The 24136-nt window shown below is 61.2% G+C and carries 23 protein-coding genes and 1 pseudogene; 14 read left to right on the top strand and 10 right to left on the bottom strand.

Features of this window, described 5'->3' with window-relative positions; genetic code table 11:
* The first annotated feature begins 1 nt into the window (after window position 1).
* From BLQ09_RS10290 to BLQ09_RS10300, 3 genes are all read left to right on the top strand, one after another.
* On the top strand, window positions 2-730 hold the full coding sequence (locus BLQ09_RS10290) for a TPM domain-containing protein (protein WP_027604378.1): 729 nt from the start codon (window positions 2-4) through the stop codon (window positions 728-730).
* A 28-nt stretch (window positions 731-758) separates the two neighbouring features.
* Window positions 759-1376, top strand: a complete 618-nt coding sequence (locus BLQ09_RS10295) for a TPM domain-containing protein (protein WP_092356512.1) — start codon at window positions 759-761, stop codon at window positions 1374-1376.
* A gap of 121 nt (window positions 1377-1497) precedes the next feature.
* Window positions 1498-2715 carry a class I SAM-dependent methyltransferase gene (locus tag BLQ09_RS10300; protein ID WP_027604376.1) on the top strand — a complete coding sequence of 406 codons (1218 nt, stop codon included), beginning with the start codon at window positions 1498-1500 and terminating at the stop codon, window positions 2713-2715.
* Window positions 2716-2719: 4 nt separating this feature from the next.
* Here BLQ09_RS10300 and BLQ09_RS10305 read toward each other — a convergent pair whose 3' ends face one another.
* The 6 genes from BLQ09_RS10305 to BLQ09_RS10330 form a co-directional block, all read right to left on the bottom strand.
* A complete protein-coding gene (locus tag BLQ09_RS10305) occupies window positions 2720-3613 on the bottom strand; it encodes a DMT family transporter (protein ID WP_027604375.1) in 894 nt (297 codons plus the stop codon).
* Window positions 3614-3715: 102 nt separating this feature from the next.
* Entirely contained in the window at window positions 3716-6274 is a 2559-nt protein-coding gene (locus BLQ09_RS10310; protein WP_092356515.1) for a TonB-dependent receptor, read from the bottom strand.
* 127 nt (window positions 6275-6401) lie between these two features.
* Window positions 6402-7370 carry a FecR family protein gene (locus BLQ09_RS10315; RefSeq protein ID WP_027604373.1) on the bottom strand — a complete coding sequence of 323 codons (969 nt, stop codon included), beginning with the start codon at window positions 7368-7370 and terminating at the stop codon, window positions 6402-6404.
* On the bottom strand, window positions 7367-7906 hold the full coding sequence (locus tag BLQ09_RS10320) for an RNA polymerase sigma factor (protein ID WP_027604372.1): 540 nt from the start codon (window positions 7904-7906) through the stop codon (window positions 7367-7369). Before BLQ09_RS10320 ends, BLQ09_RS10315 begins: the two co-directional genes overlap by 4 nt.
* 137 nt (window positions 7907-8043) lie before the next feature.
* Window positions 8044-8916 carry a dihydrodipicolinate synthase family protein gene (locus tag BLQ09_RS10325; protein WP_027604371.1) on the bottom strand — a complete coding sequence of 291 codons (873 nt, stop codon included), beginning with the start codon at window positions 8914-8916 and terminating at the stop codon, window positions 8044-8046.
* A gap of 28 nt (window positions 8917-8944) precedes the next feature.
* Entirely contained in the window at window positions 8945-9727 is a 783-nt protein-coding gene (locus BLQ09_RS10330) for an aldolase (protein WP_027604370.1), read from the bottom strand.
* 158 nt (window positions 9728-9885) lie between these two features.
* Here BLQ09_RS10330 and BLQ09_RS10335 point away from each other — a divergent pair, with 158 nt between their 5' ends.
* The gene (locus tag BLQ09_RS10335; protein WP_027604369.1) at window positions 9886-10413 is read left to right on the top strand and encodes a helix-turn-helix domain-containing protein; all 528 of its coding nucleotides are present in this window, start codon (window positions 9886-9888) and stop codon (window positions 10411-10413) included.
* A gap of 61 nt (window positions 10414-10474) precedes the next feature.
* Here the strand turns inward: BLQ09_RS10335 and BLQ09_RS10340 are convergent, their stop codons facing one another.
* The gene (locus BLQ09_RS10340) at window positions 10475-11491 is read right to left on the bottom strand and encodes a DUF4917 family protein (protein WP_027604368.1); all 1017 of its coding nucleotides are present in this window, start codon (window positions 11489-11491) and stop codon (window positions 10475-10477) included.
* Window positions 11492-11616: 125 nt separating this feature from the next.
* Between BLQ09_RS10340 and yiaY the strand changes: the two genes are divergently transcribed.
* Complete coding sequence (gene yiaY / locus BLQ09_RS10345; protein ID WP_092356518.1) at window positions 11617-12765, top strand: L-threonine dehydrogenase; 1149 nt, start codon at window positions 11617-11619, stop codon at window positions 12763-12765.
* Here the strand turns inward: yiaY and BLQ09_RS10350 are convergent.
* Both BLQ09_RS10350 and BLQ09_RS10355 read right to left on the bottom strand, forming a co-directional pair.
* Window positions 12732-13919 carry an MFS transporter gene (locus BLQ09_RS10350; protein WP_027604366.1) on the bottom strand — a complete coding sequence of 396 codons (1188 nt, stop codon included), beginning with the start codon at window positions 13917-13919 and terminating at the stop codon, window positions 12732-12734. The genes yiaY and BLQ09_RS10350 overlap by 34 nt on opposite strands.
* 140 nt (window positions 13920-14059) lie before the next feature.
* Window positions 14060-15287: pseudogene (locus BLQ09_RS10355) on the bottom strand (aminotransferase class I/II-fold pyridoxal phosphate-dependent enzyme).
* Window positions 15288-15642: 355 nt separating this feature from the next.
* On the opposite strand from BLQ09_RS10355, the gene BLQ09_RS10360 reads away from it, so the two are divergent.
* The 5 genes from BLQ09_RS10360 to BLQ09_RS10380 all read left to right on the top strand — a co-directional run bounded on the left by BLQ09_RS10360 (window position 15643) and on the right by BLQ09_RS10380 (window position 20837).
* A complete protein-coding gene (locus BLQ09_RS10360; protein WP_092356521.1) occupies window positions 15643-16317 on the top strand; it encodes an NAD(P)H-binding protein in 675 nt (224 codons plus the stop codon).
* Window positions 16317-17246, top strand: a complete 930-nt coding sequence (locus BLQ09_RS10365) for a LysR family transcriptional regulator (protein ID WP_027604364.1) — start codon at window positions 16317-16319, stop codon at window positions 17244-17246. The genes BLQ09_RS10360 and BLQ09_RS10365 overlap by 1 nt, the downstream gene beginning before the upstream one ends.
* 68 nt (window positions 17247-17314) lie before the next feature.
* Window positions 17315-18508 carry a CaiB/BaiF CoA transferase family protein gene (locus BLQ09_RS10370; protein ID WP_027604363.1) on the top strand — a complete coding sequence of 398 codons (1194 nt, stop codon included), beginning with the start codon at window positions 17315-17317 and terminating at the stop codon, window positions 18506-18508.
* Entirely contained in the window at window positions 18505-19446 is a 942-nt protein-coding gene (locus BLQ09_RS10375) for a hydroxymethylglutaryl-CoA lyase (protein ID WP_092356524.1), read from the top strand. The genes BLQ09_RS10370 and BLQ09_RS10375 overlap by 4 nt, the downstream gene beginning before the upstream one ends.
* A gap of 59 nt (window positions 19447-19505) precedes the next feature.
* Window positions 19506-20837 carry an MFS transporter gene (locus tag BLQ09_RS10380; RefSeq protein WP_027604361.1) on the top strand — a complete coding sequence of 444 codons (1332 nt, stop codon included), beginning with the start codon at window positions 19506-19508 and terminating at the stop codon, window positions 20835-20837.
* Here the strand turns inward: BLQ09_RS10380 and BLQ09_RS10385 are convergent, their stop codons facing one another.
* Window positions 20838-21326: a DMT family transporter gene (locus tag BLQ09_RS10385; protein WP_027604360.1), complete on the bottom strand. Its 489-nt coding sequence runs from the start codon at window positions 21324-21326 to the stop codon at window positions 20838-20840.
* Window positions 21327-21394: 68 nt separating this feature from the next.
* Between BLQ09_RS10385 and BLQ09_RS10390 the strand changes: the two genes are divergently transcribed.
* The 4 genes from BLQ09_RS10390 to BLQ09_RS10405 all read left to right on the top strand — a co-directional run bounded on the left by BLQ09_RS10390 (window position 21395) and on the right by BLQ09_RS10405 (window position 24085).
* A complete protein-coding gene (locus tag BLQ09_RS10390) occupies window positions 21395-22321 on the top strand; it encodes a LysR family transcriptional regulator (protein WP_092356527.1) in 927 nt (308 codons plus the stop codon).
* Between the two features lie 11 nt (window positions 22322-22332).
* Entirely contained in the window at window positions 22333-22743 is a 411-nt protein-coding gene (gene fos, locus BLQ09_RS10395) for a fosfomycin resistance glutathione transferase (RefSeq protein ID WP_092356530.1), read from the top strand.
* A gap of 54 nt (window positions 22744-22797) precedes the next feature.
* Window positions 22798-23439, top strand: coding sequence for a LysE family translocator (locus tag BLQ09_RS10400; protein WP_027604357.1), 642 nt, complete (start codon window positions 22798-22800; stop codon window positions 23437-23439).
* Window positions 23440-23557: 118 nt separating this feature from the next.
* Window positions 23558-24085: a DUF4142 domain-containing protein gene (locus tag BLQ09_RS10405; protein WP_027604356.1), complete on the top strand. Its 528-nt coding sequence runs from the start codon at window positions 23558-23560 to the stop codon at window positions 24083-24085.
* The last annotated feature ends 51 nt before the right edge of the window (window positions 24086-24136 follow it).

Raw genomic sequence — 24136 nt, forward strand, 5'->3', positions numbered from 1 at the left:
GATGCGTTTATTACGGATAGGCCTGGCGCTATGGATGCTGGCCTGCGTGGGGGTGGCCCAGGCGGCGCTGACGTTCCCGGCGTTGAGCGGGCGGGTGGTGGACACCGCCCAGATGATCGACCCGGCCACGCGCGAGCACATCACCCAGCAGTTGCAGGCGCTGGAGCAGACCCGTGGCGACCAGATCGTGGTGGTCACGGTGCCCGACCTGCAGGGCGTGCCCATCGAGGACTACGGTTACCAGTTGGGTCGCCAGTGGGGCATCGGCCAGAAGGGCAAGGACAACGGCGCGTTGCTGATTGTCGCCCGTGACGAGCGCACGTTGCGGATCGAAGTTGGCTATGGCCTTGAAGGCGTGCTCACCGATGCGCAGGCCTGGGTGATCATCAACCAGGTGATTGCGCCCAAGTTCAAGGCCGGCAATTTCAGCCAGGGCATCAGCGACGGCGTGGCGGCGATGGTGCAGGTGGTCGGCGGCGAACCGCTGGCGGTGCCGGCGCATGTGGCGGATGCCAACTTTGCCAAGGATAATCCCGGCTTTTCCATCGGCCTGTTCATCCTGCTGATCGGCGTGTTGTGGCTGTGCAATCGCATGGGCCTGCCGGTGGGCGCGATCTTTTTGGCGATCCTCGGCAGCAGTGGACGCGGCGGCGGTGGCGGGGGAGGTGGCGGCGGTTTCCGAGGCGGCGGTGGTGGCTTCGGCGGCGGCGGCGCGTCGGGCGGCTGGTAATGACAATAACTAGAGAGCAACTACAACCATGGCATTACTGACTGAACACGAGCAGCGCCAAGTCGCCGAAGCGATTGCCCGGGTCGAAAAAACCACCGACGCCGAACTGGTCACCGTGCTGGCGGCCCGCGCCGACGATTACGCCTACATCCCCCTGCTGTGGGCCAGCCTGATCGCCTTGGTGGTACCGGGCGTGGTGCATTACATGTCGGGCTACCTGACCATGTACACCTTGCTGTTGGCGCAGTGGGCGACGTTCATCGTGTTGTGCCTGCTGTTTCGCCTGCCCAAGGTGACCACCCGCCTGATCCCGCGCTCGGTACGCCATTGGCGCGCCTCCAACCTCGCGCGCCGGCAGTTCCTGGAGCAGAACCTGCACCACACCCTGGGCAGCACCGGGGTGCTGATTTTTGTCAGCGAAGCGGAGCGTTATGTGGAAATCCTGGTGGACGAAGGTATCTCCAAGCGCCTGGATAACAGCAGTTGGGATGCCATCGTCAAGGCGTTTACCCAGCAGGTGAAACAGGGGCAGACGCTGGCTGGGTTTATTGCCTGTATCGAGGCGTGTGGCGAGTTGTTGAAGGTGCATGTACCGGTGACACACGCCCGGAATGAACTGCCAAATCGCCTGGTCGTACTCGAATAGAACATCCAGCACCGGAGATCAAATGTGGGAGGGGGCAGTACCGTTGATCAAATAACCCCGTGCCCTGAACCCCCATCCCCCCTAAAATGCCCGGCATTCCCTGCCCGAGGCGTTTTTGTTCATGTCCGTTACCGCTCAACCTGCCAGCCCCGCGCCGGATCATCACGCCCAGTTCATCGAACTGTTGAGCACAAGCCTTGCGCAGAACGCCTTTATCAAGCTGGTGCTGGCCAAATACGTCGGCGACGAAGCCGAGTTGCAGCGGCTGATCATCAAGGCGGTGACCGTCAAGGAGCAGCCGTGCCTGTCCTTCGTCTACCGCTACAAGACCCGCGACATCACCAAGAACTTGGCGCTGGCCGACGGCGTGGCGGCGATTGCCGCGTTGCTGCCGGGCTCGTTCAAGAACGCGCACCTGCTGTCGCTGACCGACGAAGCCCAGTTGGAATACAGCAAGAAGAACAAAAGCTCGCTGTTCAGGAGCAAGCCTCAGCAACTGCGCGAGGCGCCATCGGCCGAGCATAACCGTGAGAAACATCGCTTCCTCGACCTGAGCCGGCCGTTCCTCGCCGACCTGGGCGTGACCGACGCCAGGCAGGCGCTGATCCCGTCGATGTCGCGCAAGTGGAAGCAGATCAACAAATTCATCGAAGTGTTCAGCCATGCGCTGACCTCCTCACCGCTGAAGCTGGACCAACCGGTGCGCGTCGCCGATTTCGGTTCGGGCAAGGGCTACCTCACGTTTGCGATCCACGACTACCTGCGCAACACCCTCAAGGCCGAAGGCGAAGTCACCGGCGTCGAGTTGCGCGAAGACATGGTGACCCTGTGCAACACCGCCGCCGCTCGCCTGGAACACCCGGGGCTGGTGTTCAAATGTGGTGATGTGCGCAGCGTGGCGCCCAGCCAACTGGACGTGATGATCGCCCTGCATGCCTGTGACGTCGCCACCGATTACGCGATCCACACCGGCATTCGTTCCGGCGCATCGATCATCATGTGCTCGCCGTGCTGCCATAAGCAGATTCGCCTGCAGATCCAGAGCCCGGCGCTGCTCAAGCCGATGCTGCAATACGGCCTGCACCTGGGCCAGCAGGCGGAAATGGTCACCGACAGCTTGCGTGCGTTGTTCCTCGAAGCGTGCGGCTACGAGACCAAGGTGTTCGAGTTCATCTCCCTGGAGCACACCAACAAGAACAAGATGATCCTGGCGGTCAAGCGTGCGGAGCCGGTGGACAACGCGCAGTTGCTGGAGAGAATCCAGGAGTTGAAGGCGTTCTATCACATCTCCGAACACTGCCTGGAAACCCTGCTGCGCGCGGATGGCTACCTTAAATAGGGGCTCACGCCGACTTAGCGATCGGCGCAGCCTGCACCGCGGTCTTACGCCCGAGCATCACCGTGACGATGACCCCACAGGCAAACACCCAGGTAATCGGCTCGATATGTTCACCAAAGAACAGCGCCGAAAACGCGATGGTGAAGAAGATCTGCAACAGCTGAATCTGGCTGACCCGCGCAATGCCGCCCATGGCCAGGCCGGCGTACCAGGCGAAGAAGCCCAGGAACTGCGAGAACAGCGACACATAGCCGAACGCCCACCAGGCGCGCATCGAGACCGCGCCTTGGTGCTGCGCCGTCAGGTACCACACCGGGCCGATCAACACGGGCGTGGACAGTACCAGCGCCCAGCAGATCACCTGCCAGCCGCCCATCTCCTTGGCCAACCGGCCACCTTCGGCATAGCCCAGGCCACCCACGGCTATCGCGCCGAGCATCAATAAATCGCCGGCCTGGATACTGCCGGCGCCGGTGATCAATGCATAACTCAACACCAACCCGCTGCCCAGCGCCGCGCAGGCCCAGAAGGCTTTCGACGGCCGCTCATGGGACAGCCACGCCGCATACAGCGCCACGCACAGCGGTTGCAGGCCATTGACCAGTGCGCCATGGGAGGCCGGCAAGGTTTGCATGGCCCACGCCGACAGCACCGGGAAGCCCAGAATCACCCCGGCAATGACCAGGCACAAACCCCGCACCTGGCGCCAGGTCGGCCAGCGCTCGCGGCGCCACAGCAACAGCGCCGCCGCCGGGACCGCCGCGAACAAGGCACGGCCCAGGCCGTTGAGCAACGGGTGGATCTCCTGCACCACGATACGGGTGAAGGGCAGGGTCAGGCTGAAGATGATGACACCCAGCAGGCCGAGGGCCATGCCGGTGTTTTCGCGCGAGCTCATGGGCGGGATCCGAAATCCAGAGGGCTTCAAGGGAAGCCCATCTAGCCACAACCCCCGCCGATTGCGGGCCTACAGCTGGGTGCGGATTTATCCGTACAGTTTTCAGAAGAAGCGCGTGATGCTGATCTTGGCGTCGCGCCCCTTGGTGTAGGCACGGTCGCCGCTCAGGGCCGGACGGAAGTTGTTGTTGAACATATTGTCCAGGGTGAAGTTGACCTCAGTGCCCTTGAGGTACGCTTGCTGCGGCTTCCATTTGGCGAACAGGCCCTGGGTGTTGTAGCGCTTGTTGCCATACTGGTCGTAGAACACGTCGCCGACGCTGGAGCCCGGGCCGCCCGAATATTTGTCGCTGGGCAGGCGGTCGGTGGCGCCGACGAATTGCCCCGTCCAACCGACCTGGGCATCCCAGGCCGGGATGTTGGTCCCTAACACCAGTACCCATTTGGTCGGCGGAATATCGCGTGCCGACACATCCGGCCCCCACGGGTTGGTGTAGGCCCCTTCGTGTTGGCCGGTGGCATAGGCGTACGATACCGAGCCGAACAGGTAGGTGGAGTTATAGAACGACTCGACCTCGAAGCCCTTGATGGTCAGGCCGCCGATATTGCGATAGTTGGACATCGCCCCCGGCGGGCAGGCCGTGGAAATGCTGCCGCCGTTGATGGCCTGGTTCTGGCAGCCCACACCGGTAGCCTTGAAGATCTCGTCCTCGACTTTGTTGTGGAACAGGGTCGTGCGTATTTGCAGGTTGTCATCCTGGGCGATCAGGTTATCGAAGCTGGTGATGTTACCCACGGTGATCGAGGTGATGCGCTCCGGGTCGAGGTCGACGCTGGTGGCGGTGCGGCTGCCCAGGCCCTGCACTTCGTACTGCTCGTCGATCACCGGCGCGCGCCAGGTCTGGCTCCAATTGGCAAACAGCCCGACATGGGGGGTTACCGTCCAGAACAGCGCCAGGCGCGGCGACCAGCCGGTGTAGGTCCGGTCGCTGTAGTCGTGGCCGACGGCCGGGTCGGGGTTGCTGTAGTACGGCGCATCGTTGGCCTCGCCGCGGTTGCGCACGTGGTCGTAGCGCAGCGATGGGGTAACGGTCACGTCCCCCAGGGTCACCGCGTCCTGGATGAAGAAGCTGTTGGTATCGACCTTGCCATGCGGCATGAAGCCCGGTTGGAAATGCCCGTAGTTGTAGAGTGGGGTGTTGTAGGTGGCGCCGGGCATCCACATCTCGGTTTTGCGGGTGTGCTTGCGAATTTGGCCGCCGAGGGTCACTGCGTGTTGCAAGGGACCCGTGTCAAACAGGCTGACGTTACGGATGTCGAGGTTCTTGTCGGTGTAGGCCGTGTCCATCTTGCGCCCGCCGGTGGCCAGCTGGAAAAACGCCGTGGCATCGCGCTCGTCGGTCTGGTCGGTGTTGGACTGGGAATATTTGACGGTCAGGTCCACCAGCGGGTTGTCCAGGGGCTGGTACTCATACTTGCCCGACCACGTGGTGTCGACGGTATCGCGGTGGGCTAAAAAACGCTTGAGTGCCCCCTCGTAGCCGTAGCGGTCAATGTTGGCCTGAGTCGGTGGCGTGGGGTAGCTGGCGGCGGAAAACGGTGTCCAGCGGTTGCTGTGGGACCGTGAGTAGGACAGGCCGACGCTGTGTTCATCGGTGAAGTGCGCATTGACCTTGAACAGCTTGCCGTCCACATCCTGGGCCGTATTGGGCAGGCGTTGGGGGTTGATCGGGTAACGGTTGTTCTCATTGGGCAGCTTGGCGGCCACCTTCATGTCGTCACCGTCGCGTTTTGTCAGGTAGGCCAGCGCGTCGAAACGGCCATCGTCGGTGCGGCCATACACGGCGCTGCTGTAGACCTGTTCGTGGTCGTTGCTGGAATAACCGTACTTGAGCATCGCACCGCTGTTGCGACCGTCCTTGAGCAAATCCGGGGCATCCTTGGTGGTCATGTTCACCGTACCGCCAAAGCCGCCGTTCCCGCTGAACGGCGAGTTGGGGCCTTTCTCCACTTCGATGCTCTTGATCAACTCAGGCTCGATAAACACGGTGCCTTGCTGGTAGCGCTCGAAACCGCTTTTGGTCGCGCCATCGACGGTCAGCGGCACGTCTTCGGCATCGCCGAAGCCACGGATGTTGATGGTCTGACCGCCGGGTTTCAGTGAGCCACCCTGGCTCACGCCGGGCAGGGTCTGCAACAGGCTGGGGATGTTATTGGCCTGGTAGCGATCGATATCCGCCTGGCTCAGGGTGGAGCGGCCGACGGTGCTCGAGTCGACCTGATTGCCGGTGCCGATCACGCTCAGGGTGTCCAGCTGGATCGCGCCGCTCTGGGTGGTCTTGGCCTCTTCGGGCTTTACCACGTATGTGCTGCCGACCTTGATCAGGGTGAACTCACCGTTTTTCAGCAGGCTGCGAATCGCAACTTCCGGTGTGAAGTCACCGTTGAGCGCCGGTGCCTGCACGTTCTTGAGCAGCTCCTCATCGAACAACAGCTGGATCTTCGCCTGCTGCGCTACTTGGCTCAGGGACGTGGCCAGCGCCTGGGCGGGCAGTTGCAGGGTGAATGACTCGGCTTGGGCGCCGAGGCTGAACGCCAGGCAGGTGGCGATAAGGGTCGGTCGAAGATACAGGTGCGAAGCGTGGCAAGGCGCGCGAAACATGGAATCCCCCGGAGCGGCCAAATGGCCAAAAAGGTGTGCTGATCAGATACAGACCGGAGGAAGACGGGGCAGGCAAAAAAATCCACACCTGCGAATGCAAAATATTCTCAAATAAGAACTTCGCAGGTTATTTGCTCGGTTCAATCCGCACGATGCCATCGGCCGAGACCACGGTTTTCACCGGCAACAGGGCGGGCAGGGCGTTAAGCAGGGCGTCCGGATCATTCACGTCCAGATTGCCCGAGACTTTCAGGTGCGCTACCGCGTTGCTGACCTGCAACGGTGCCTGCGGGCGATACAGGCTCAGTTCATCGATCAGGCTGGCCAGTTCACGGTTGCGGAACGACAAGTGCCCGCTGCGCCAATCGGCGACTTCTTCGGCCGTGAGGGTTTGCTGTTGCAAGGTGCCCTTGGCGTAGCTGTAGATGGCGCGTTGCTGGGCCCCGAGCAGAGAGACGGGGCTTGTGGCGGACGGCTCGAAAGCGACCTGGCCGTGGGCGACGCTGACCACCAGTTGCTGCTGGCTGCGGCGCACATCGAAGCCGGTGCCGACCACCCGCACACTGGCCTCGCCGGCTTGAACGAACAGCGGCCGCTCTTTGTCGGCCGCCACTTCGATATACACCTGGCCCTTGTCCAGGTGCACGATGCGCTGGTGGGCGCTGAAGTCCACGCGCAGGCGGGTGTTGGCATTCACCGACAGGGTGCTGCCATCGGGCAGGTTCAGGGTGCGCATGCCCTTGGCATGGGCCGCCACCTGGCTGTGATACAACTCGCGGGGCGCACCGATGTGAGGGGCCAATACGGCACATAGCACGGCGGCGGCTACGGCCAGGGCCGGGCGCAATACCGATGCTTTGCGCTTGGGCAGCGCCACGGGTTTGTTCAGTTGCTGCAACTGGGCCAGGTCGGCCCACAACTGCTCGAATTCGGCATAGGCGCGGGCATGGGCCGGCGTGGCCTGCCAGGCGGCAAAGGCCTTGCGATCGGCACGGCCTGTGTCGTTCCGGTTGCGCGCAAACCAACTGGCGGCTTGGGCATCGATGGCGTCACTGGCTTCGATATCCAGGCCGTCGGTGTCGCTCAGGCGGTTCATTCTGGCTGCTCCGTGCCGGGGTCGTTTTGAAGGCGTCGCTTGCAATGCAGCAGGGCAAAAGCGATGTGCTTTTCCACCATGCTCGTCGAAATACCCATGCGCTCGGCGATCTGCGCCTGGCTCAGGCCTTCGAAGCGGTGCAGCATAAGGGCTTCTCGCCGGCGGGGCGAGAGTTCGGCGAGGACTTCTTTCAACTGTTCCAGGCGTTGCAGGCGCTGGGCGGCGGCCATGGGGTCGTTTTGCTCGTCGGTGATCGGTTCCGCGTCCCTGTCGGCCTGATCTGGGTGGACGGTCTGCCGTACCTTCTGTTTGCGCCAGTGATCACGCAGCAGGTTGCGTGCCATCTGGAACAAAAATGCCCGTGGCTGTTCGACCTTGGCCCGGTCGCGGTAGTCCAGCCACTGGGTAAAGACGTCCTGGGTCATGTCCGCCGCGTCGCTGGCGTTGTCCGTGCGTCTGCGCAGGAAATACAGAATATCTGCATAGAACCCGCGAAAGGCATCGGCCGACACCGGGTCGGGCTTGGGACGAGACATGGATATCCTTCTTGACGAAGCACGACGTGGAAAAGTCGCGAATGATATCGAGAACCATTGTCATTTGTCTCTATTTTAGACGGGCCCGGATTAAAATATGGGGAGGAGGCAAACCCCTCCCACATAAGGTCGCAGTTTTACCGCAGCAAGGTCTTCAGTTGTTCGATCCCTGCTTCACCCAATGGAAACACCGGCAAACGAGGTTCGCCCGCCTCCAACCCGGTCAGGCGCAGCCCGGCCTTGATCGTCGCCGGCAACCCGCCCTTGAGGATGAACTCCAGCAACGGCAACTGCCGATAAAACAGCTCGCGCGCCTTGTCCAGGTCATTGGCCAGCACCGCCGCATACAACGCCAGGTTCAGGTGCGGGATGAGGTTTGGCGCCGCCGTGCACCAACCCTTGGCTCCGGCCGCGAAGGCTTCCAGGGCCAGCGGGTTGCAGCCGTTGTAGAACGGCACGTCGCTGTGGCGCCGCAGTTGATGCATGCGTTGAACGTCCCCGGTGCTCTCCTTGACCATCGTCACGTTTGCCACCTGCTTGACGATACGCAGGATCAGATCCACCGACATGTCCGTACCGCTGGTGGCCGGGTTGTTGTAGAGCATGATCGGCACGCCGATGCTGTCGCCGATCGCAGCGTAGTGGGCGAGGATTTCCGCCTCGCTGAGCTTCCAATACGAGGCCGGCAGCACCATCACCACATCCGCGCCATTGGCTTCGGCGTAGCGGGCGCGGCGCACGGCCTTGGCGGTGGTCAGGTCGGAGACGCTGACCACCGTGGGCACGCGCCGGGCGATTTTTGCCAGGCTGTAGGCGCTGACTTCGTCCCACTCGGCATCGCTCAAATACGCACCTTCACCGGTGCTGCCCAGAGGCGCGATGGCGTGCACGCCGCTGTCGATCAAACGGTCGATGGAACGACCGAGGGCGTCGAGGTCGATGCGCTGGCCGTCAGCGCTGAACGGGGTGATGGTGTAGCCGATGATGCCGTGAATAGTTGGGCTGGACATGGAAAGTCTCCGGTAGAAAAAGGTCGGGTCAGTTCAGGCAATCGGCGTGCTGGCGCAGGTTCTGCCGCACGTAGTAATTGAACGCGGCGCCGTGGCGCTTGGGTCGGGAAATCCAGGCATGGGCTTCGCGCCCCAGTTGCGGCAGGATCGGCTTGATCGCACCGGCTGCCATGGCGAGCAACTGCAACTTGGCCGCGCGTTCGATCAACTGCGCGATCACGCACGCTTCCTCGACACTCCCTCCGGTCGACAACTGGCCGTGGTGCGACAGCAGGATCGCGCGCTTGTCGCCCAGGGCCTCGGTGATGATTTCCCCCTCTTCATTGCCCACCGGCACGCCCGGCCAGGCCTCCAGGAACGCGCAGTCTTCGTACAACGGGCAGAGGTCCATGTGGGACACCTGCAACGGCACTTCCAACATCGACAGCGCAGCGATATGGGTCGGGTGCGTATGAATAATGCAATTCACATCCGCTCGCCCGCGGTACACCCAGCTGTGAAAGCGGTTGGCCGGGTTGGGGATGCCGTGACCTTCCAGCACCTCAAGATCCTCGTTGACCAGCAACAGGTTGCTGGCCGTGATTTCATCAAAACCCAGGCCCAGTTGCTGGGTGTAGTAGGTGCCCTGTTCAGGCCCGCGCGCGGTGATCTGCCCGGCGAGGCCGGAGTCGTGGCCGTGTTCGAACAGGATTCGGCAAGTGAGCGCCAGCTTTTGCCGGACGGTCCACGTATTATCCGCCAGGGTGTTTTGCATCTGGACCAGCGCTTGCTTGACCAGTTGGTCTTTGGGGAGTGCTAATGTCTTGGCCATATCGGTGTCCTTTGGGTGGTTCAATGGACGTCGGATTTGCTGGTCTCCCGCTGCTCGCAAGGTCGTTGGGTGAGGCAAATGACACTAATGATGCTATATGACACAAAGTGTCATTGGCAAGCGCAGCTTATCGCTTCTGCATGGATTAACCGCAGCACATGTCTATCCGTTTGAAATTATTGAGGAAAAAACTTGGCGTAACCTTGGAGGCCCTGGCTGAAAAGTCCGGGATGACCAAGAGTTACCTGTCCAAGGTCGAGCGTGGGCTCAACACGCCGTCGATTGCCGCTGCGCTGAAACTGGCCAAGGCGTTGAACGTGAAGGTCGAAGAACTGTTCAGCGAAGACCGCGTCAGCCTCGACAGCTACAGCCTGGTGCGCAGCCATGAGCGGCCCGACACCGCGCCGGGTTACGCAGTGCTGGCCCATCAGGTCAGTGAGCGCAGCTTGTTGCCGTTCATCATCTACCCGCCGGCGCAATTCTCCGACAAGACCTTCAAGGAGCACCTTGGAGAGGAGTTCCTGTTCGTGCATGAAGGGGCGGTAGAAGTGGATTTCATGAACGAACGGGTGATTCTGGAGCGCGGCGATGCGCTGCATTTCAATGCGCAGAAGCCGCATCGGCTGCGTTCGGTAGGGCCTGTGCAGGCGCAGCTATTGGTGGTTGTACACAGCTCGCAAGAATGACCGCGCTGACGGTTTGAAATGCGGTCGGTATGGGCGGGAGCAAGCCCCTCCCACCGGTGGCTCAACGTTCGACAGGTACCGACAGTGCGGGGTCACCCAACGGATGCGTGCGCGCGGCAAAAAACTTCAACTGCGCGCCACTGCCATCAAACAACTGCGAATACCGCCGCTTCTGCTGGCGAATAAACCCGTCGCTGCGGCCCGATACCGAGATCGCCAGGGTCGCGGGGCGGGCCTGGCGAATTGCATCCACCACGTGTTGATCCTGCGTTCCCAGGTCATGGCCAAAGATGCACAGCGCGCCCTCATGGCTCAGCAACTGTTCATAGCAGAACGACAGGTAATCCGAGCTGCGGATGGTCTTGAGCTTCTCTTGCACCGTGCCTTCGTTGATAAACAGCGGCACATCGTCCAGGGTCTTGATCGTGTTGTTGATCGCAAAGCTGCTGAGCAAGGTGCTGTCGGTGCTCGGCAATTTGCGTGCGGTGCCGTCAAGGTTGCGCACCAGGTGCAGGCCGCCGTGCAGGTAGAGGATGCGCGTGCTATCGGTGTGGGTGTTGCGCAGGTCGAAGCTGGCATCGGCGCTGCGGAACAGGTCGTCGATGCCCGGCGTGTGCAGGATCGCCCAATAGTTGAGCAGGTCGTAATTGGTGGTGAACACGCTGGTGTAGGTCGCCAGTTCGCGGTTGATCGTCGCCAGCGTCGACGGCTGCACCAGGCGCCACGGAATGTGCACGGCGTGGATGGTATTGATCAGCGCTTCCTTGATCGCGTAGTAGCGATTACGCGGTGCCGCCGAGCTGACCGCCAGGGCCTTGTTGACTCGGCTGGTGGTTTTCAAGGCCCCCAGGGTCTGCTCGAAGCTGCGGGTCTGCAGGGCGTCGAACACGCTGAGCTCGGATGGGCCCAGGGGTTTTTCTTCGACGGTGCGTGCGTTTTCGAACAGCGAGTCGTAGGCAAAGTCTTCCCAAATCGTGCGGCTCGCGCCATTGCCGATCAGAATCCCACTGAAGGCGGTGCGGCTGCGCAGGGCGCTCCAATCTTCAAGGTGGGCGTCAATATCCTGGAAATCCTTCATTGCTGTGGGTCTACTCGAAATCGGCTGGATGGCGACTTTATCACGAGCCGGCGTTGATCCTGGTCAAGATGCCGCAGGCAGGTGAGGTTGATGCTGTAGGCATACACGTCATCCGAGGATTCGCCATGAGCAGCACCTTCTTCATTCCCGCCGTCAACATCATGGGCACCGACTGCCTCGACGAAGCCATGAATGCCATTCGCAACTACGGTTTTCGCAAAGCGCTGATCGTCACCGACGCGGGCCTGGCCAAGGCGGGCGTGGCCGGCATGATCGCCGAGAAGTTGGCGATGCAGGACATCGATTCGGTGATCTACGACGGCGCCAAGCCCAACCCCAATGTGGAAAACGTCGAGAAAGGCCTGGCGTTGCTGCAGCAGAGCGCCTGCGATTTCGTGGTGTCCCTGGGCGGCGGTTCGCCCCATGACTGTGCCAAGGGCATCGCCCTGTGCGCCACCAACGGCGGGCATATCAGCGACTACGAAGGGGTCGACCAATCCAGCAAGCCGCAGATGCCCCTGGTGGCGATCAACACCACCGCAGGCACCGCCAGCGAGATGACGCGTTTCTGCATCATCACCGACGAAACCCGCCACGTGAAAATGGCCATCGTCGACCGCAACGTCACGCCACTGCTGTCGGTCAATGACCCGAGCCTGATGGTCGGCATGCCCAAGGGCCTCACCGCCGCCACCGGCATGGACGCCCTGACCCACGCCATCGAAGCCTACGTGTCCACGGCGGCCACCCCGATCACCGACGCCTGTGCGATCAAGGCCATCGAACTGATCAGCGCCAACCTGCGCCTGGCCGTACGCGACGGCAGCGACAAGGCCGCGCGGGAAAACATGGCCTATGCCCAGTTCCTCGCAGGCATGGCGTTCAACAATGCCTCCCTCGGTTTCGTGCATGCCATGGCCCACCAACTCGGCGGTCTCTATGACCTGCCTCACGGCGTGTGCAACGCGGTGCTGCTGCCCCATGTACAAAGCTTCAACGCCAGCGTCAGTGCCAAGCGCTTGAGCGATGTCGGCCGCGCGCTGGGTGTCGACGCCAAGGGCACCACTGACGAAGAGGGCGCCCAAGCCGCCATCGCCGCCATTCGCAGCCTGTCCCAGGACGTTGAAATCCCCGCCGGCCTGCGCGAACTGGGGGCCAAGTTGCAGGACATTCCGCTGCTGGCTACCAATGCATTGAAGGACGCGTGCGGGCTGACCAACCCACGGCGCGCCGATCAGCGTCAGATTGAGGAGATCTTTCGTAGCGCGTTCTGATCTGTCCGGCAACTGGCGGTGCACATGAACGCGCCGCCAGCCAATGCCACGCACAAGAGCGCCAATGGCCAAGCCTGCTGGCTCACCAGCAGGCTTGCTACGCCGCCGATCAACGCGGCCATCAACTGATGCATGAAGCCACTCAAGGCCATGGCATAGGAACCGCTGACCGGCGACTGATCATTAGCCAGTGACAAACTGATGGGGTAACTCATCGATTGCCCAAATACTGCCAGGCAATACGGCAACCACAACAACAGCGCGATCCCGCTGGCAAATACACTACCCAACAGCATCAGCGCCGTTCCCATTAACGCCAGCGCCACGCCCCAGCTCATCATCGTCAACCGCCCCATCCGCGCGACGAAGCGGTTGACCATCAACGCCCCCGCCAGATAGGCCCCGCTGATCGGCCACCCCAGCCAGCCGTACTGCGCCGCGCTCCACTCGAAGCGCCCTTGCAGTATCAGCGGAGCACAGGTGTTGAAGGCAATGATCACCCCATAGCCCAGCCCACCGGCCAATGCTGCGTGTAGAAAGGGGGGATGCCGCACAATCGTGGTGTAGATCCGCCAGGCTGAGTCTGGCGAATCAGCCTTCATCACTGACGGAAACACCACCCTTTGCAGCACAGCAATCAACGTGAGGGCACTTATTGCCAACCCATAGAAAATGGCCTTCCAGCCGAAGGCCGCCTGCAACAGCGCCCCCATGAACTGGCCGATACCTAGCGCGATTACAAACGTCATCCCCAGCCACGACAACCCTCTGGCCAAAAGCGCCCCGCTGAAACTGTCCCGCACCAACACCCTGGCCATGACCGCGACTCCACCCGCGCCCAAACCCTGAATCAGGCGTAATGACAAAAAAGACTCGACGTTAAATGCCGATGGAATCGCCGCGCTTGCCGAGGCATATACCGCCAGCGCCGCCAGCAGGACCGGCTTTCTGCCAAAACGCTCCCCCAGGCTGCCCCAGAGCAACATCGGCAGCGCCATGCCCACCAGGTACACGGCCAGGGCCAGTGCGACGTAGTCCTCGGCGGCGAGCAGGGACTGGGCGATGACCGGCACAGCGGGCAAATAGCTGCTAATGCCGACTTGGGCGAGGAAGGCGGCGCAGCAAGCGAGGGCGAGACGGGTGGTGTTTTTCAAGGGGAGGCGTCCTGCGCCTTAAGTTCTGCGTACGTCATCGTAAGTCGATTCCTCCGTATGGATCCGAACAATGATTGATGTTTATGCTCATTGAGAAATAAGAGTGAGTATGTGGCGGTTGTTTATAGTAGGTGCGCAATTTATTTTGCGTCTTTATGTTCCTGTATTAAGGCTGTCAGTGTGGAGCAAAACAACTCTACTGTTTTAGGGCTCATGTCTGCCCGAAGAGTTATACGTAATGCTGCTTTTTCCTTGGGCACGACAGGAAAAAATACGGCAGAGGTGAAAAATCCGCTGTCAGCCAGTCGCATAGCGAGTTTGTTCGCTTTTTCAGCCTCGCCGCAGGTTACCAATCGTATTGCGGTGTCGGCACCCTGTTGTTCAGTGTGGATAAGGCTGTCGAATAACCGGATATTGGTTTGAAGCTGTTCTTGAAGCACGGATAGCTCGGTTGTTTGATGTATTTTTATTGACGCCAGCCCGGCTCCTATAGCGGCAGAATTGAGACTTTGGGACCAGTTACTGGGCCCGCCGTATCGATACATTAGACTTTTCTGTCTTTCGCTACCGAACATGATCATTCCTCCACTGGCACCAAATGATTTGCCTAGAGAGGCCACGATTAAGGTTTTATTGTCTATCTCTTGCAAGCGCGGCCGGATAAAACCGGCCCCTTTATCTCCAAATGCGGACAAGGCGTGGGAGTCATCCAAATAAAGGAACAGTCCGTAACGCGCCTTCAAGTAGAGCAGGCTATCGATATCTGCGACTCCACCCATGCTGTATATGCCGTCTGCTATGTAAGCTACATTTTTACGTTTTTTGCACAAGTCTTCAATCCAGCACATGTCATTGTGAGGCGCGGTTTTTACTTCTGTTTCATCTGCGCACGAGGCTTTAATATGATTCATTGAATAGTGGGAATATTTGTCGAATATCATTGTGGGTGGGGAGTCATTGGTAAATACGCCGCTGGCGAGCATGGGCAAGAGTCCGGAGCTGGCCGCACTACAGGACAAAGTGCTGAGGCAGATTGAGTTGAAAAGGCCTGATAGGTCTGTTTCATATCGTTCAAGTATTTCAAGTTTGCATCGATTTTTTGAGTTTGCAATGCGAAGTGTTTTGGCTTTCTTTTATTTCTTGGATAGCCCCTTTTAGTATCTTTGGGTTATAGTCGAGGCCAAGATATGATGTTGTGCAAAAGTGATGAAGTTTTCGTCCGTACTGATCAATAAGTTGGTTGTTGCTTTTGACTTTTACATTAAGTTCGCAAATTCGGCCTGACTGTGCTGAGTGCCAGTCTCTGTCGGCAAGGTCGATCAGTTTTTTGTAATTTGTGAACTGATTTTTTGAATGAATATTTTCCATTGTTTTTACCTGTCCTTAGGGAAGGCAAAAACAGTAAAGGGAAAATTTTGATAAGGTAAGTCAGATATTTCCCATGCAAGCTACTCCGAATGGATATTTTGTTGTGAGTAAGGTCCTACATTTTGTAAGTCCCAATGGACATCCGACCGATTCTTATGTGCATGACTCAACGTAGCGGATCCAGGGAGCATTTGATTGTGATTGGGTAAATGAATGCAGTGGGGGCGTTCGCGTTTTGTTGAGGTCGTATCCCGCAGGATTGAGTAAGGTGTCCGCATACCGGCCGGATGTGACGATGGCCTTCAAGGACCTGTCTCTTGGGTAGTCGAAACCATATGGATGAAGGGAGTACTTGATGAGAGTTCTGTTATTCGGTGCCACCGGCATGGTCGGCCAGGGCGTCCTGCGCGAGTGCCTGCTGGCCGCTGACGTACAGGAAGTCGTCGCCGTCGGCCGCACGCCCCTGACCCGGGAACACGGCAAGTTGCATCAGGTATTGCACAGCGACATGCTGGATTTCCAACCCCTGGAAAACCTGCTGCAAGGGTTTGACGCGTGTTTCTTCTGCCTCGGCGTGTCGTCTGCCGGCCTGAATGAAACCAAGTACACCCACCTCACTTATGACCTGACCCTCGTCGCCGCCAGCACCCTGGCGCGGCTTAATCCGCAAATGACGTTTATCTACGTGTCCGGCGCCGGTACCGACAGCTCCGAGGTGGGCAAGTCGATGTGGGCGCGGGTCAAGGGCAAGACCGAGAATGCCCTGCTGCGCCTGCCGTTCAAGGCGGTGTTCCTGTTCCGGCCGGGGATCATTCAGCCGCTGCACGGTGTGCGCTCGAAGACGCCGTTCTATCAAGCCTTCTATTCCGTACTCGGGCCCGTACTGTCGTTGGTGCGTCGGGTCAAGCCGGGCTGGGTGGTGAGCACCGAGACCGTTGGCCGGGCGATGCTCGCGGCGGTGCGCCATGGCGCGCCGCAACCGGTGGTGGAACAGGCCGAGATCAATCGCCTGGCGTCCGAGCGCGCCTGATGTTGCACAAGAGCCTGGTGCGTCGCCTTGACTTGATCACCCTGCAGCTGTTCGTCGCGGTGTTCGAAGAGGGCACCCTGACCCGTGCCGCCGCCCGCGAAGCCATCGCCGTGTCGGCAGCCAGCAAGCGTTTGATGGAGCTGGAGCAGGTGCTGGGGGTGAGCCTGTTCGTGCGACGGGCCAAGGGCATGGACCTCACCGCCGCCGGCGAAACCCTGCTGCACCATGCCCGGCAGATGCTGTTCAACGTGGAAAAAATGGGCCTGGAGCTTGGCGAGCATAGCCATGGCGTGCGCGGTTACGTGCGGATGCTGGCCAATCTCTCGGCGATTATTCAGTTTCTTCCGGAAGACTTGCGGGATTTTTCCAGGCTGCATCCCGAAGTGAAAACCGACCTCGAAGAACGCCCCAGCAACGGCGTGGTGCAAGGTGTGCTGGATGGGGTGGCGGACCTGGGGATCTGCTCCAGTGATACCGACACCAAGGGCCTGCCCAGCGTGACCTATCGCCACGACAAACTGGTGGTGTTGATGCCGGCGGATCACCCCTTGGCGCCGCGCGAAAGCCTGGCCTTCGCCGAGACCCTGGACAGTGACTACGTGGGCCTGCACGCCGCCAGCTCGATCAACATGCGCACCCACGCCGCCGCGCGCGAGGCCGGCAAGACACTGCGCCTGCGTATTCATGTGCCGGGCTTTGATGCGATGTGCCGGATGGTCCAGGCGAACATGGGCATCGGCATCCTGCCGCTGAAGGCCTATGAGTTGTTTGGCCGTGCCCTGGGCCTGCATGCCGTGCCGCTGACCGATGCCTGGTCGGACCGCAGTTTGATCCTGGTGGTGCGCGATGAGGCGCAGTTGTCACCCGTGAGCCGGCTGTTGTTCGATTACCTGAGCGTTCGCATTCAGCGAACGCTCCTTGCCAACTGACGGTTGGATTTTTCCTGTCCCTGTCCTCTAGCCTTGGCTGCACATTCCAAGAATAAGAGGTACACCCCATGACGGCTCCCTTGAGCGGTATCAAGGTGATCGAGATCGGCACGCTGATTGCCGCGCCGTTCGCCGCCCGGCTGATGGCCGAGTTCGGTGCCGAGGTGATCAAGATCGAAGCCCTGGGGCAGGGCGATCCACTTCGTAAATGGCGAAAGCTGCATGAAGGCACCTCGCTGTGGTGGTACCTGCAATCGCGCAACAAGAAATCCCTGGCCCTGGACCTCAAGTCCGCTGAAGGCCTGGACCTGATCAAGCAGCTGCTCGGCGACGCCGATGTGCTGATCGAAAACCTGCGCCCCGGTGGCCTGGAAAAACTCGGCCTGGGCTGGGACGTACTGCATGCGCTCAACCCCAAGCTGACCCTGGTGCGTATCTCCGGCTACGGCCAGACCGGCCCGTACCGCGACCGCCCTGGTTTCGGTGCCATCGGCGAAGCCATGGGCGGGATTCGCTACACCACCGGCAACCCCGACTCGCCCCCGGCGCGGGTCGGCGTCAGCCTCGGCGATTCCCTGGCGTCGTTGCATGGTGTGATCGGTGCGCTGATGGCGTTGCTGCGGGTCAAGACGGGCCAGGGCGACGGGCAGGTTGTCGATGTGTCCCTGGCGGAAAGCGTGTTCAACCTGATGGAAAGCCTGGTGCCCGAATACGACATGCTCGGCCACGTGCGTGAGCGCAGCGGCGGTGCCTTGCCCGGTATCGCACCTTCGAATACCTACCTGACCGCCGACGGTGCCTATGTGGTGATCGCCGGTAACAGCGACCCGATCTACAAGCGCCTGATGACCACCATCGGCCGTGCCGACCTGGCCGAAGCCGCCGAATTCGCCCACAACGATGGCCGTGCGGCGAAAAGCGCTTTGCTCGATGCCGCCATCACCCACTGGACCAGCAGCCTGCCTATCGAGCAGGTGCTCAGCGCCCTGGAAGCCGCCGAAGTGCCGGCCGGGCGCATCTACTCCGTGGCCGATATCGTCAGCGACCCGCACTACCAGGCGCGCGACATGTTGCTCAATGCCGAACTGCCGGGCGGTGTGTCGGTGAAGATGCCCGGCATCGTACCCAAGCTCTCGGAAACCCCCGGCGCCGTGAACTGGCAGGGCCCGAGCCTGGGCCAGCACACCGATGACATCCTCGGCAGCCTGGGCCTTACGGTTGCCGACATCCAACGCCTGAAAACCTCGGGAGTGGTGCAATGATCACTGACTATTCCGACTCGCTGATCGTGCAGGAAGTGTCCCCGCGCGATGGCCTGCAAATCGAGCCGACCTGGGTCGAGACCGCTGACAAGATCGCCCTGATCGACCAGCTTTCCCTGGCCGGTTTTTCGCGGATCGAAGCCGGTTCCTTCGTGTCGCCCAAGGCCATCCCTGCATTGCGCGATGGCGAACACGTGTTCCAGGGCATTGCGCGCAAAGCCGGGGTGATCTACGTTGCGCTGATCCCTAACCTCAAGGGCGCCCAGCGCGCCGTCGAGTCGCGCGCCGATGAACTGAACCTGGTGATGTCGGCCAGCCAGACCCACAACCTGGCGAATATGCGCATGCGGTGCGAGGCGTCGTTGGCGGCATTCGGCGAGATCGTCAGCTTTGCCGCCGGGCACCCGGTACGCCTCAACGGCAGCATCGCCACCACCTTTGGCTGCCCGTTCGAAGGCAGGATCGATGAAGACCGCGTGCTGCAACTGGTCGAGGCCTATCTGCAACTCGGCATCCAGGGCATCAGCCTTGCCGACACCACCGGCATGGCCAACCCGCGCCAGGTGGAACGCCTGGTCAAGCGCGTGTTGCAACACGTGCCGGCCAGCGACCTGACCCTGCATTTCCATAACACCCGCGGCCTGGGCCTGTGCAATGTGCTGGCCGCCTACGAAGCCGGGGCACGGCGTTTTGACGCGGCGTTGGGTGGCCTGGGTGGGTGCCCGTTTGCGCCGGGGGCGTCGGGCAATATCTGCACCGAAGACCTGGTCAACCTGTGTGAAGAGGTGGGCATTCACACCGGAGTCGACCTGCCGCACCTGCTGAACCTGTCCCGCCGCTTGCCGGTCTTGCTGGGCCATGAATTGCCTGGCCAGGTGGCCAAGGCCGGGCGCAATTGCGACCTGCATCCGCCGCCGGACTACATCGCCGCCTTGTAACGCCATACCAGACAACAAAAACAATCGGACGCCTGTGAGCAGTCCGCTGGAGAGAAACCATGAGCACTAATACGTTGGAGGCCGGCGCGCGCCCGGCCGCTGAAATCGATGCCGAAAAAGCCCTGGTCAGCAAGGTCGCCTGGCGCCTGATGCCGCTGATCATGGTGTGCTACCTGTTCGCGTTTTTTGACCGCATCAACATCAGCTTTGCCAAGTTCCAGCTGCAGGCCGACCTCAGCCTGAGCGACACCGCCTACGGCCTGGGCGCCGGGTTGTTCGTGGTGGGGTATGTGATCTTTGAAGTGCCGAGCAACATGATGCTGTACAAGGTCGGCGCGCGGCGCTGGATTGCGCGGATCATGATGTCGTGGGGCCTGGCCACGGCGGCCATGGTGTTTGTCACCGCCGAATGGCAGTTCTATGGCCTGCGTTTCATCATCGGTGCGATGGAGGCGGGCTTCGCGCCCGGTGTGCTGTATTACCTGACGTTGTGGTTCCCGCAGCACTTCCGCGGGCGCATTACCTCGATGCTGTTCCTGGCGTCCGCCTTTGCCGGCCTGGTAGGTGCGCCGTTCTCCGGCCTGGTGCTGGAACACCTCGACGGCGTGCTGCAGATGCGCGGCTGGCACTGGCTGTTCCTGCTCGGCGGCTTGCCCTGCATCGGCTTGGGCTTGCTGGTGCTGACCCTGCTCAAGGACCGTATCGAAGATGCGCACTGGCTGACGCCGGCGGAGAAGACCCTGCTGTCGAGCCGCATTGCCCGGCATGAGCCGAACACACATGGCGGCTCACTGTTGTCGGCGATCCGCATTCCCGGCTTCCTGATGCTCGGGTTTATCTACTTCCTGATCCAGGTGGCGTCTTACGGCCTCAACTTCTGGGCGCCGCAGCTGATCCGCAGCGCCGGCACCCAAAGCCCGGTGATGATCGGCCTGCTCACCGCGATTCCCTATGTGTGCGGCGCGATCAGCATGGTGGTGATCGGGCGGCTGTCGGACGCGACCGGCGAGCGCCGCAAGTTTGTCTGCGGCTTGGTGGTGCTGGGCGCGGTGGGCTTCTTCAGTGCGGGGATCTTTGCCGACCACACCACCTTCCTGATCATCGCCCTGGGCATGTTGGGCGCCGGCATCATCGCGTCGATCCCGACCTTCTGGACCCTGCCACCCAAGTTGCTGGCCGGTGCCGGCGCAGGCGCGGCGGGCGGGATTGCGGTGATCAATACCCTCGGGCAGTTCGGTGGGATTGTCAGCCCGGTGATGGTGGGGCGGATCAAGGACCTTACCGGCAGCACCACCCCGGCACTCTATGTGATCGGCGTGTGCGCGCTGTTGGCGGCGGCGCTGCTGCTGTGGGGCCTGCCGCAAAAGCTGCGCACCCTCGACAAGGCCTGATCAGCCGGCGGTTGTCAGCGCGTGGGCCGGTGTGGCGCTGAACTGAATCAACGCCACGCCGCCCATCAACAACAACGCGCCAAGGATTCGGGGCGTTGTCAGTGGGCGCTCCGCCAAGCCAAACAGGCCGAAGTGATCCAGCAGCAGCGACGCGAGAATCTGCCCGGCCATGGCCAGGGCGATAAACCCCGACGCGCCCAGCTTGGGCAGCAGCGTCAACGCCAGCGCGATAAAGCACACGCCAAACGCGCCCCCGGCCCACATCCACAGCGGCGCCTTGGTGATAAATGCGAGGCCGGGCAGCGGCAGGCGCAGCGCCACGATCACCGGCAGCAGCACGAGGATGCTTACCAGCAGCGACGCCAGGGTGGCCCACAGCGGGTGCCCAAGGCTGCGTCCGAGGCTGGCGTTGATCGCACTTTGAAACGGCACCATCGCCCCGGCGATCACCGCCAATAGCAACAAACCGGCCCAATGCAACGTCGTCATGGCGAATCTCCCAGAGGTTTTGCTGGACTCTAGGCTATTCGTCACGCAAATTTAAATTCCAAGTTCTTATGCCGAGCATGCAACTGATGAATGATCTGCGCCGCGTCGACCTTAACCTGTTGGTGGTCCTTGACGCCTTGCTCAGTGAGCAACACGTCACCCGCGCCGCCGAGCGTTTGCACCTCAGCCAGCCGGCAGTGAGCCACGCGCTGGCGCGCTTGCGCGATTTATTGGGTGACCCGTTGCTGGTACGCCAGGGCGGCATGTTAGTGCCCACGGCCCGCGCCCTGGAGTTGGCGGCGCCATTGGCCGAAGCCCTGGCCCAGGTCCAGGCGTTGCTGGCGCCGAATCGCTTTGACCCGGCATCGGCCAAGCGCCGGTTTCGTGTGGCGATGTCGGACTACAGTGCGGCGATTTTCCTACCGGGTCTGGTCCGCGTCCTGCGACGTGAAGCGTCCGGTATCGACCTGCAAATCATCCAGGCCAGCCGCGAAGGCATGGTGGAGGGCGTGCTCAATGGTGATATCGACCTGGCTGCCGGCGTCTTCCCCGACATGCCCGCCGAGCTGCGCACCGCAGCGTTATTCGAAGAGCATTACACCTGCCTGCTGGACCGCAACAGCCTGCCGCAGGGCGGTGCGCTCGACCTGCCCTCCTACCTGTCGCGCCCCCACGTACTGTTGGAAATGCGCGGCAGCGGCGCGCCGGAAATCGAGCGGGCACTGACCGCGATTCGCGAGCGACGGCATGTGGCGATCAGCCTGCCGCACTGGGGCGTGGCGCCGCAGTTGATCGAGGGCACGGACTTGATTCTCACCGTATCGTCGCGAGGCTTGCTGAATATTGATCACCCGCATCTGGTCGCCGTGGCGCCGCCGTTTCATATTCCGTCGTTTACCTTTGAACTGGCGTGGCATGCGCGACGGGGCGGGGATTCGGGGTTGCAGTGGTTGATTGGGCAGGTGCAGGGTATGTTGTCCGAAGGCCGCAGATAACAGGAAAAAACATGTTCTCAGGCTTCAACCACTTGACCCTGGCCGTCACCGACGTGAGTCGCAGCGTCACCTTTTACCATGAGTTGTTGCAACTCAAGCTCGAAGCCACCTGGGACACCGGCGCCTATTTGTCATTGCCGGGCCTATGGCTATGCCTGTCCCTTGATCCGCTGCGCGACTCGAAGCCGTCGGCCGATTACACCCACTATGGGTTCACTGTCGCTGCGAGTGATTTCGCTGCGCTGGTCTCGCGTCTGCGCGCCGCCAAGGTGCAAGCGTGGCGCGACAATCGCAGCGAAGGTGCCTCGTTCTATTTCCTTGATCCCGACGGCCATAAGCTCGAAGCCCATGTCGGCGACCTGGCTTCGCGTCTGTTGGCTTGCCGCGACAATCCCTATGCGGGAATGCGGTTTTACCCATAGCGCAGGAACGTGCAGAATCCGTCCACCTTCCTACGTTTTGTCAGAGTCGCGCCCATGACCCCCTCCTTGCTGCTCGCCGTCCTCGCTTCGGGTTTTATCTACGGTATTACGCCTGGCCCCGGCGTATTGGCGGTGTTTGGCATCGGCGCCGCCCGGGGGCGTCGTGCCGGGGCGGGGTTTCTGTGCGGGCACTTGCTCGGCGATGTGCTGTGGTGCAGTACGGCGCTGATCGCGATTGTGGGCGCGCGGGAAGTCGGCAGCAGCGCGTTCGATGTGCTCGGCGTGCTCAGTGGGCTGTACCTGTTCTGGCTCGGCTGGCGCGCGATTCGTACCCAGCGTCGCAGCAGTGAAGCCCCCCAGGGCGCGGCGCGGCATCCGTTCTGGCACGGCATCCTGTTCGGCTTGACCAACCCCAAGGCGTATCCGGTGGCCGTGGCGACATTTACTGCATTGCTGTCCAGCCGCGCCGAATTGCTGACCTGGTCGATGCTGCCGGCGTTGATCTTCCTGAGCTTCGTCGGTGGCCTGTTGGCCTACGCGATCCTGATCGGCGTGGTCGGTGCCCAGCGGGTGCGCACGGTGTATCAGCGCCACGAAATCCTCATCACCAGGCTTTGCGGCGTGATGTTTATCGGCTTCGCCATCAATGCCCTGGCCCATGCGCTGCCAGGCCTGTTCGGCAGCAAACCGGCCTGACTGGGCACGACCGTTCGTCGCACGGGCAAGTTTTTTCTAAACCTTTGCCGCCCTGAAAATTCGAATTCAGGGCGAGGTGTCTTTCCCCGCACTTATTTTTGCCCTGGAGGAACCCATCATGAGCCGCATGGCTATCCGGTTACGCACCGCCAGTTTCGCGATGCTGCTGGGCCTCGGCGCCAGCAATGCTTTCGCCCAGTCGCCTGCTGAATTCATCGAGCAGGCTTCGGCCAAAGGCATGGCCGATATCGAAACCAGTCGCATGGCCCACGCCAAGACCTCGTCCCAGGAAATCAAGGACTACACCATCGAGGTGATCAACGAGCGCACCCTGGCCAACCAGCATTTGGCGGCGATCGCCAAGAAGCTCGACCTGCCCGTGGCCCCACGGGAGAAGATCGTCGACAAGGCCGAAACCCTGATGCCCGAACTCAAGGACGGCGACTCCTTCGACGCGGCCTACACCGCGCAGCAAGTGAAGGAAAACGAAGACGCCATTGCCCTGTTCAAGCGCGAAGGGGCGGCCTCGGATGTGCCGGAAATCAAGGCACTGGTGGATGAGACGCTGCCCAAGCTGGAAGAACGTCTGCAAAAGGCCCGAGCCCTGGCCTCGACCTACGGTAAGGGCCATCAAGGCGACGGTTGAGCCTTTCGCTTGATATAAAAAACGGCGGTTGGATCATGTCCAACCGCCGTT

This window comes from Pseudomonas sp. NFACC25 (assembly GCF_900100935.1).
In the GTDB taxonomy this organism is placed as follows: Bacteria; Pseudomonadota; Gammaproteobacteria; order Pseudomonadales; family Pseudomonadaceae; genus Aquipseudomonas; species Aquipseudomonas marginalis.

Bases quoted from the DNA above. Each gene is read 5' to 3' on its own strand.
- BLQ09_RS10405 (WP_027604356.1), top strand. From the start codon at position 23,558: ATGAGCCGCATGGCTATCCGGTTACGCACCGCCAGTTTCGCGATGCTG.
- yiaY (WP_092356518.1), top strand. From the start codon at position 11,617: ATGAGCAGCACCTTCTTCATTCCCGCCGTCAACATCATGGGCACCGAC.
- BLQ09_RS10330 (WP_027604370.1), bottom strand. From the start codon at position 9,727: ATGGCCAAGACATTAGCACTCCCCAAAGACCAACTGGTCAAGCAAGCG.
- BLQ09_RS10300 (WP_027604376.1), top strand. From the start codon at position 1,498: ATGTCCGTTACCGCTCAACCTGCCAGCCCCGCGCCGGATCATCACGCC.
- fos (WP_092356530.1), top strand. From the start codon at position 22,333: ATGTTCTCAGGCTTCAACCACTTGACCCTGGCCGTCACCGACGTGAGT.
- BLQ09_RS10340 (WP_027604368.1), bottom strand. From the start codon at position 11,491: ATGAAGGATTTCCAGGATATTGACGCCCACCTTGAAGATTGGAGCGCC.
- BLQ09_RS10370 (WP_027604363.1), top strand. From the start codon at position 17,315: ATGACGGCTCCCTTGAGCGGTATCAAGGTGATCGAGATCGGCACGCTG.
- BLQ09_RS10380 (WP_027604361.1), top strand. From the start codon at position 19,506: ATGAGCACTAATACGTTGGAGGCCGGCGCGCGCCCGGCCGCTGAAATC.
- BLQ09_RS10295 (WP_092356512.1), top strand. From the start codon at position 759: ATGGCATTACTGACTGAACACGAGCAGCGCCAAGTCGCCGAAGCGATT.
- BLQ09_RS10315 (WP_027604373.1), bottom strand. From the start codon at position 7,370: ATGAACCGCCTGAGCGACACCGACGGCCTGGATATCGAAGCCAGTGAC.
- BLQ09_RS10305 (WP_027604375.1), bottom strand. From the start codon at position 3,613: ATGAGCTCGCGCGAAAACACCGGCATGGCCCTCGGCCTGCTGGGTGTC.
- BLQ09_RS10310 (WP_092356515.1), bottom strand. From the start codon at position 6,274: ATGTTTCGCGCGCCTTGCCACGCTTCGCACCTGTATCTTCGACCGACC.
- BLQ09_RS10385 (WP_027604360.1), bottom strand. From the start codon at position 21,326: ATGACGACGTTGCATTGGGCCGGTTTGTTGCTATTGGCGGTGATCGCC.
- BLQ09_RS10290 (WP_027604378.1), top strand. From the start codon at position 2: ATGCGTTTATTACGGATAGGCCTGGCGCTATGGATGCTGGCCTGCGTG.
- BLQ09_RS10400 (WP_027604357.1), top strand. From the start codon at position 22,798: ATGACCCCCTCCTTGCTGCTCGCCGTCCTCGCTTCGGGTTTTATCTAC.
- BLQ09_RS10335 (WP_027604369.1), top strand. From the start codon at position 9,886: ATGTCTATCCGTTTGAAATTATTGAGGAAAAAACTTGGCGTAACCTTG.
- BLQ09_RS10325 (WP_027604371.1), bottom strand. From the start codon at position 8,916: ATGTCCAGCCCAACTATTCACGGCATCATCGGCTACACCATCACCCCG.
- BLQ09_RS10320 (WP_027604372.1), bottom strand. From the start codon at position 7,906: ATGTCTCGTCCCAAGCCCGACCCGGTGTCGGCCGATGCCTTTCGCGGG.
- BLQ09_RS10360 (WP_092356521.1), top strand. From the start codon at position 15,643: ATGAGAGTTCTGTTATTCGGTGCCACCGGCATGGTCGGCCAGGGCGTC.
- BLQ09_RS10390 (WP_092356527.1), top strand. From the start codon at position 21,395: ATGCCGAGCATGCAACTGATGAATGATCTGCGCCGCGTCGACCTTAAC.
- BLQ09_RS10375 (WP_092356524.1), top strand. From the start codon at position 18,505: ATGATCACTGACTATTCCGACTCGCTGATCGTGCAGGAAGTGTCCCCG.
- BLQ09_RS10365 (WP_027604364.1), top strand. From the start codon at position 16,317: ATGTTGCACAAGAGCCTGGTGCGTCGCCTTGACTTGATCACCCTGCAG.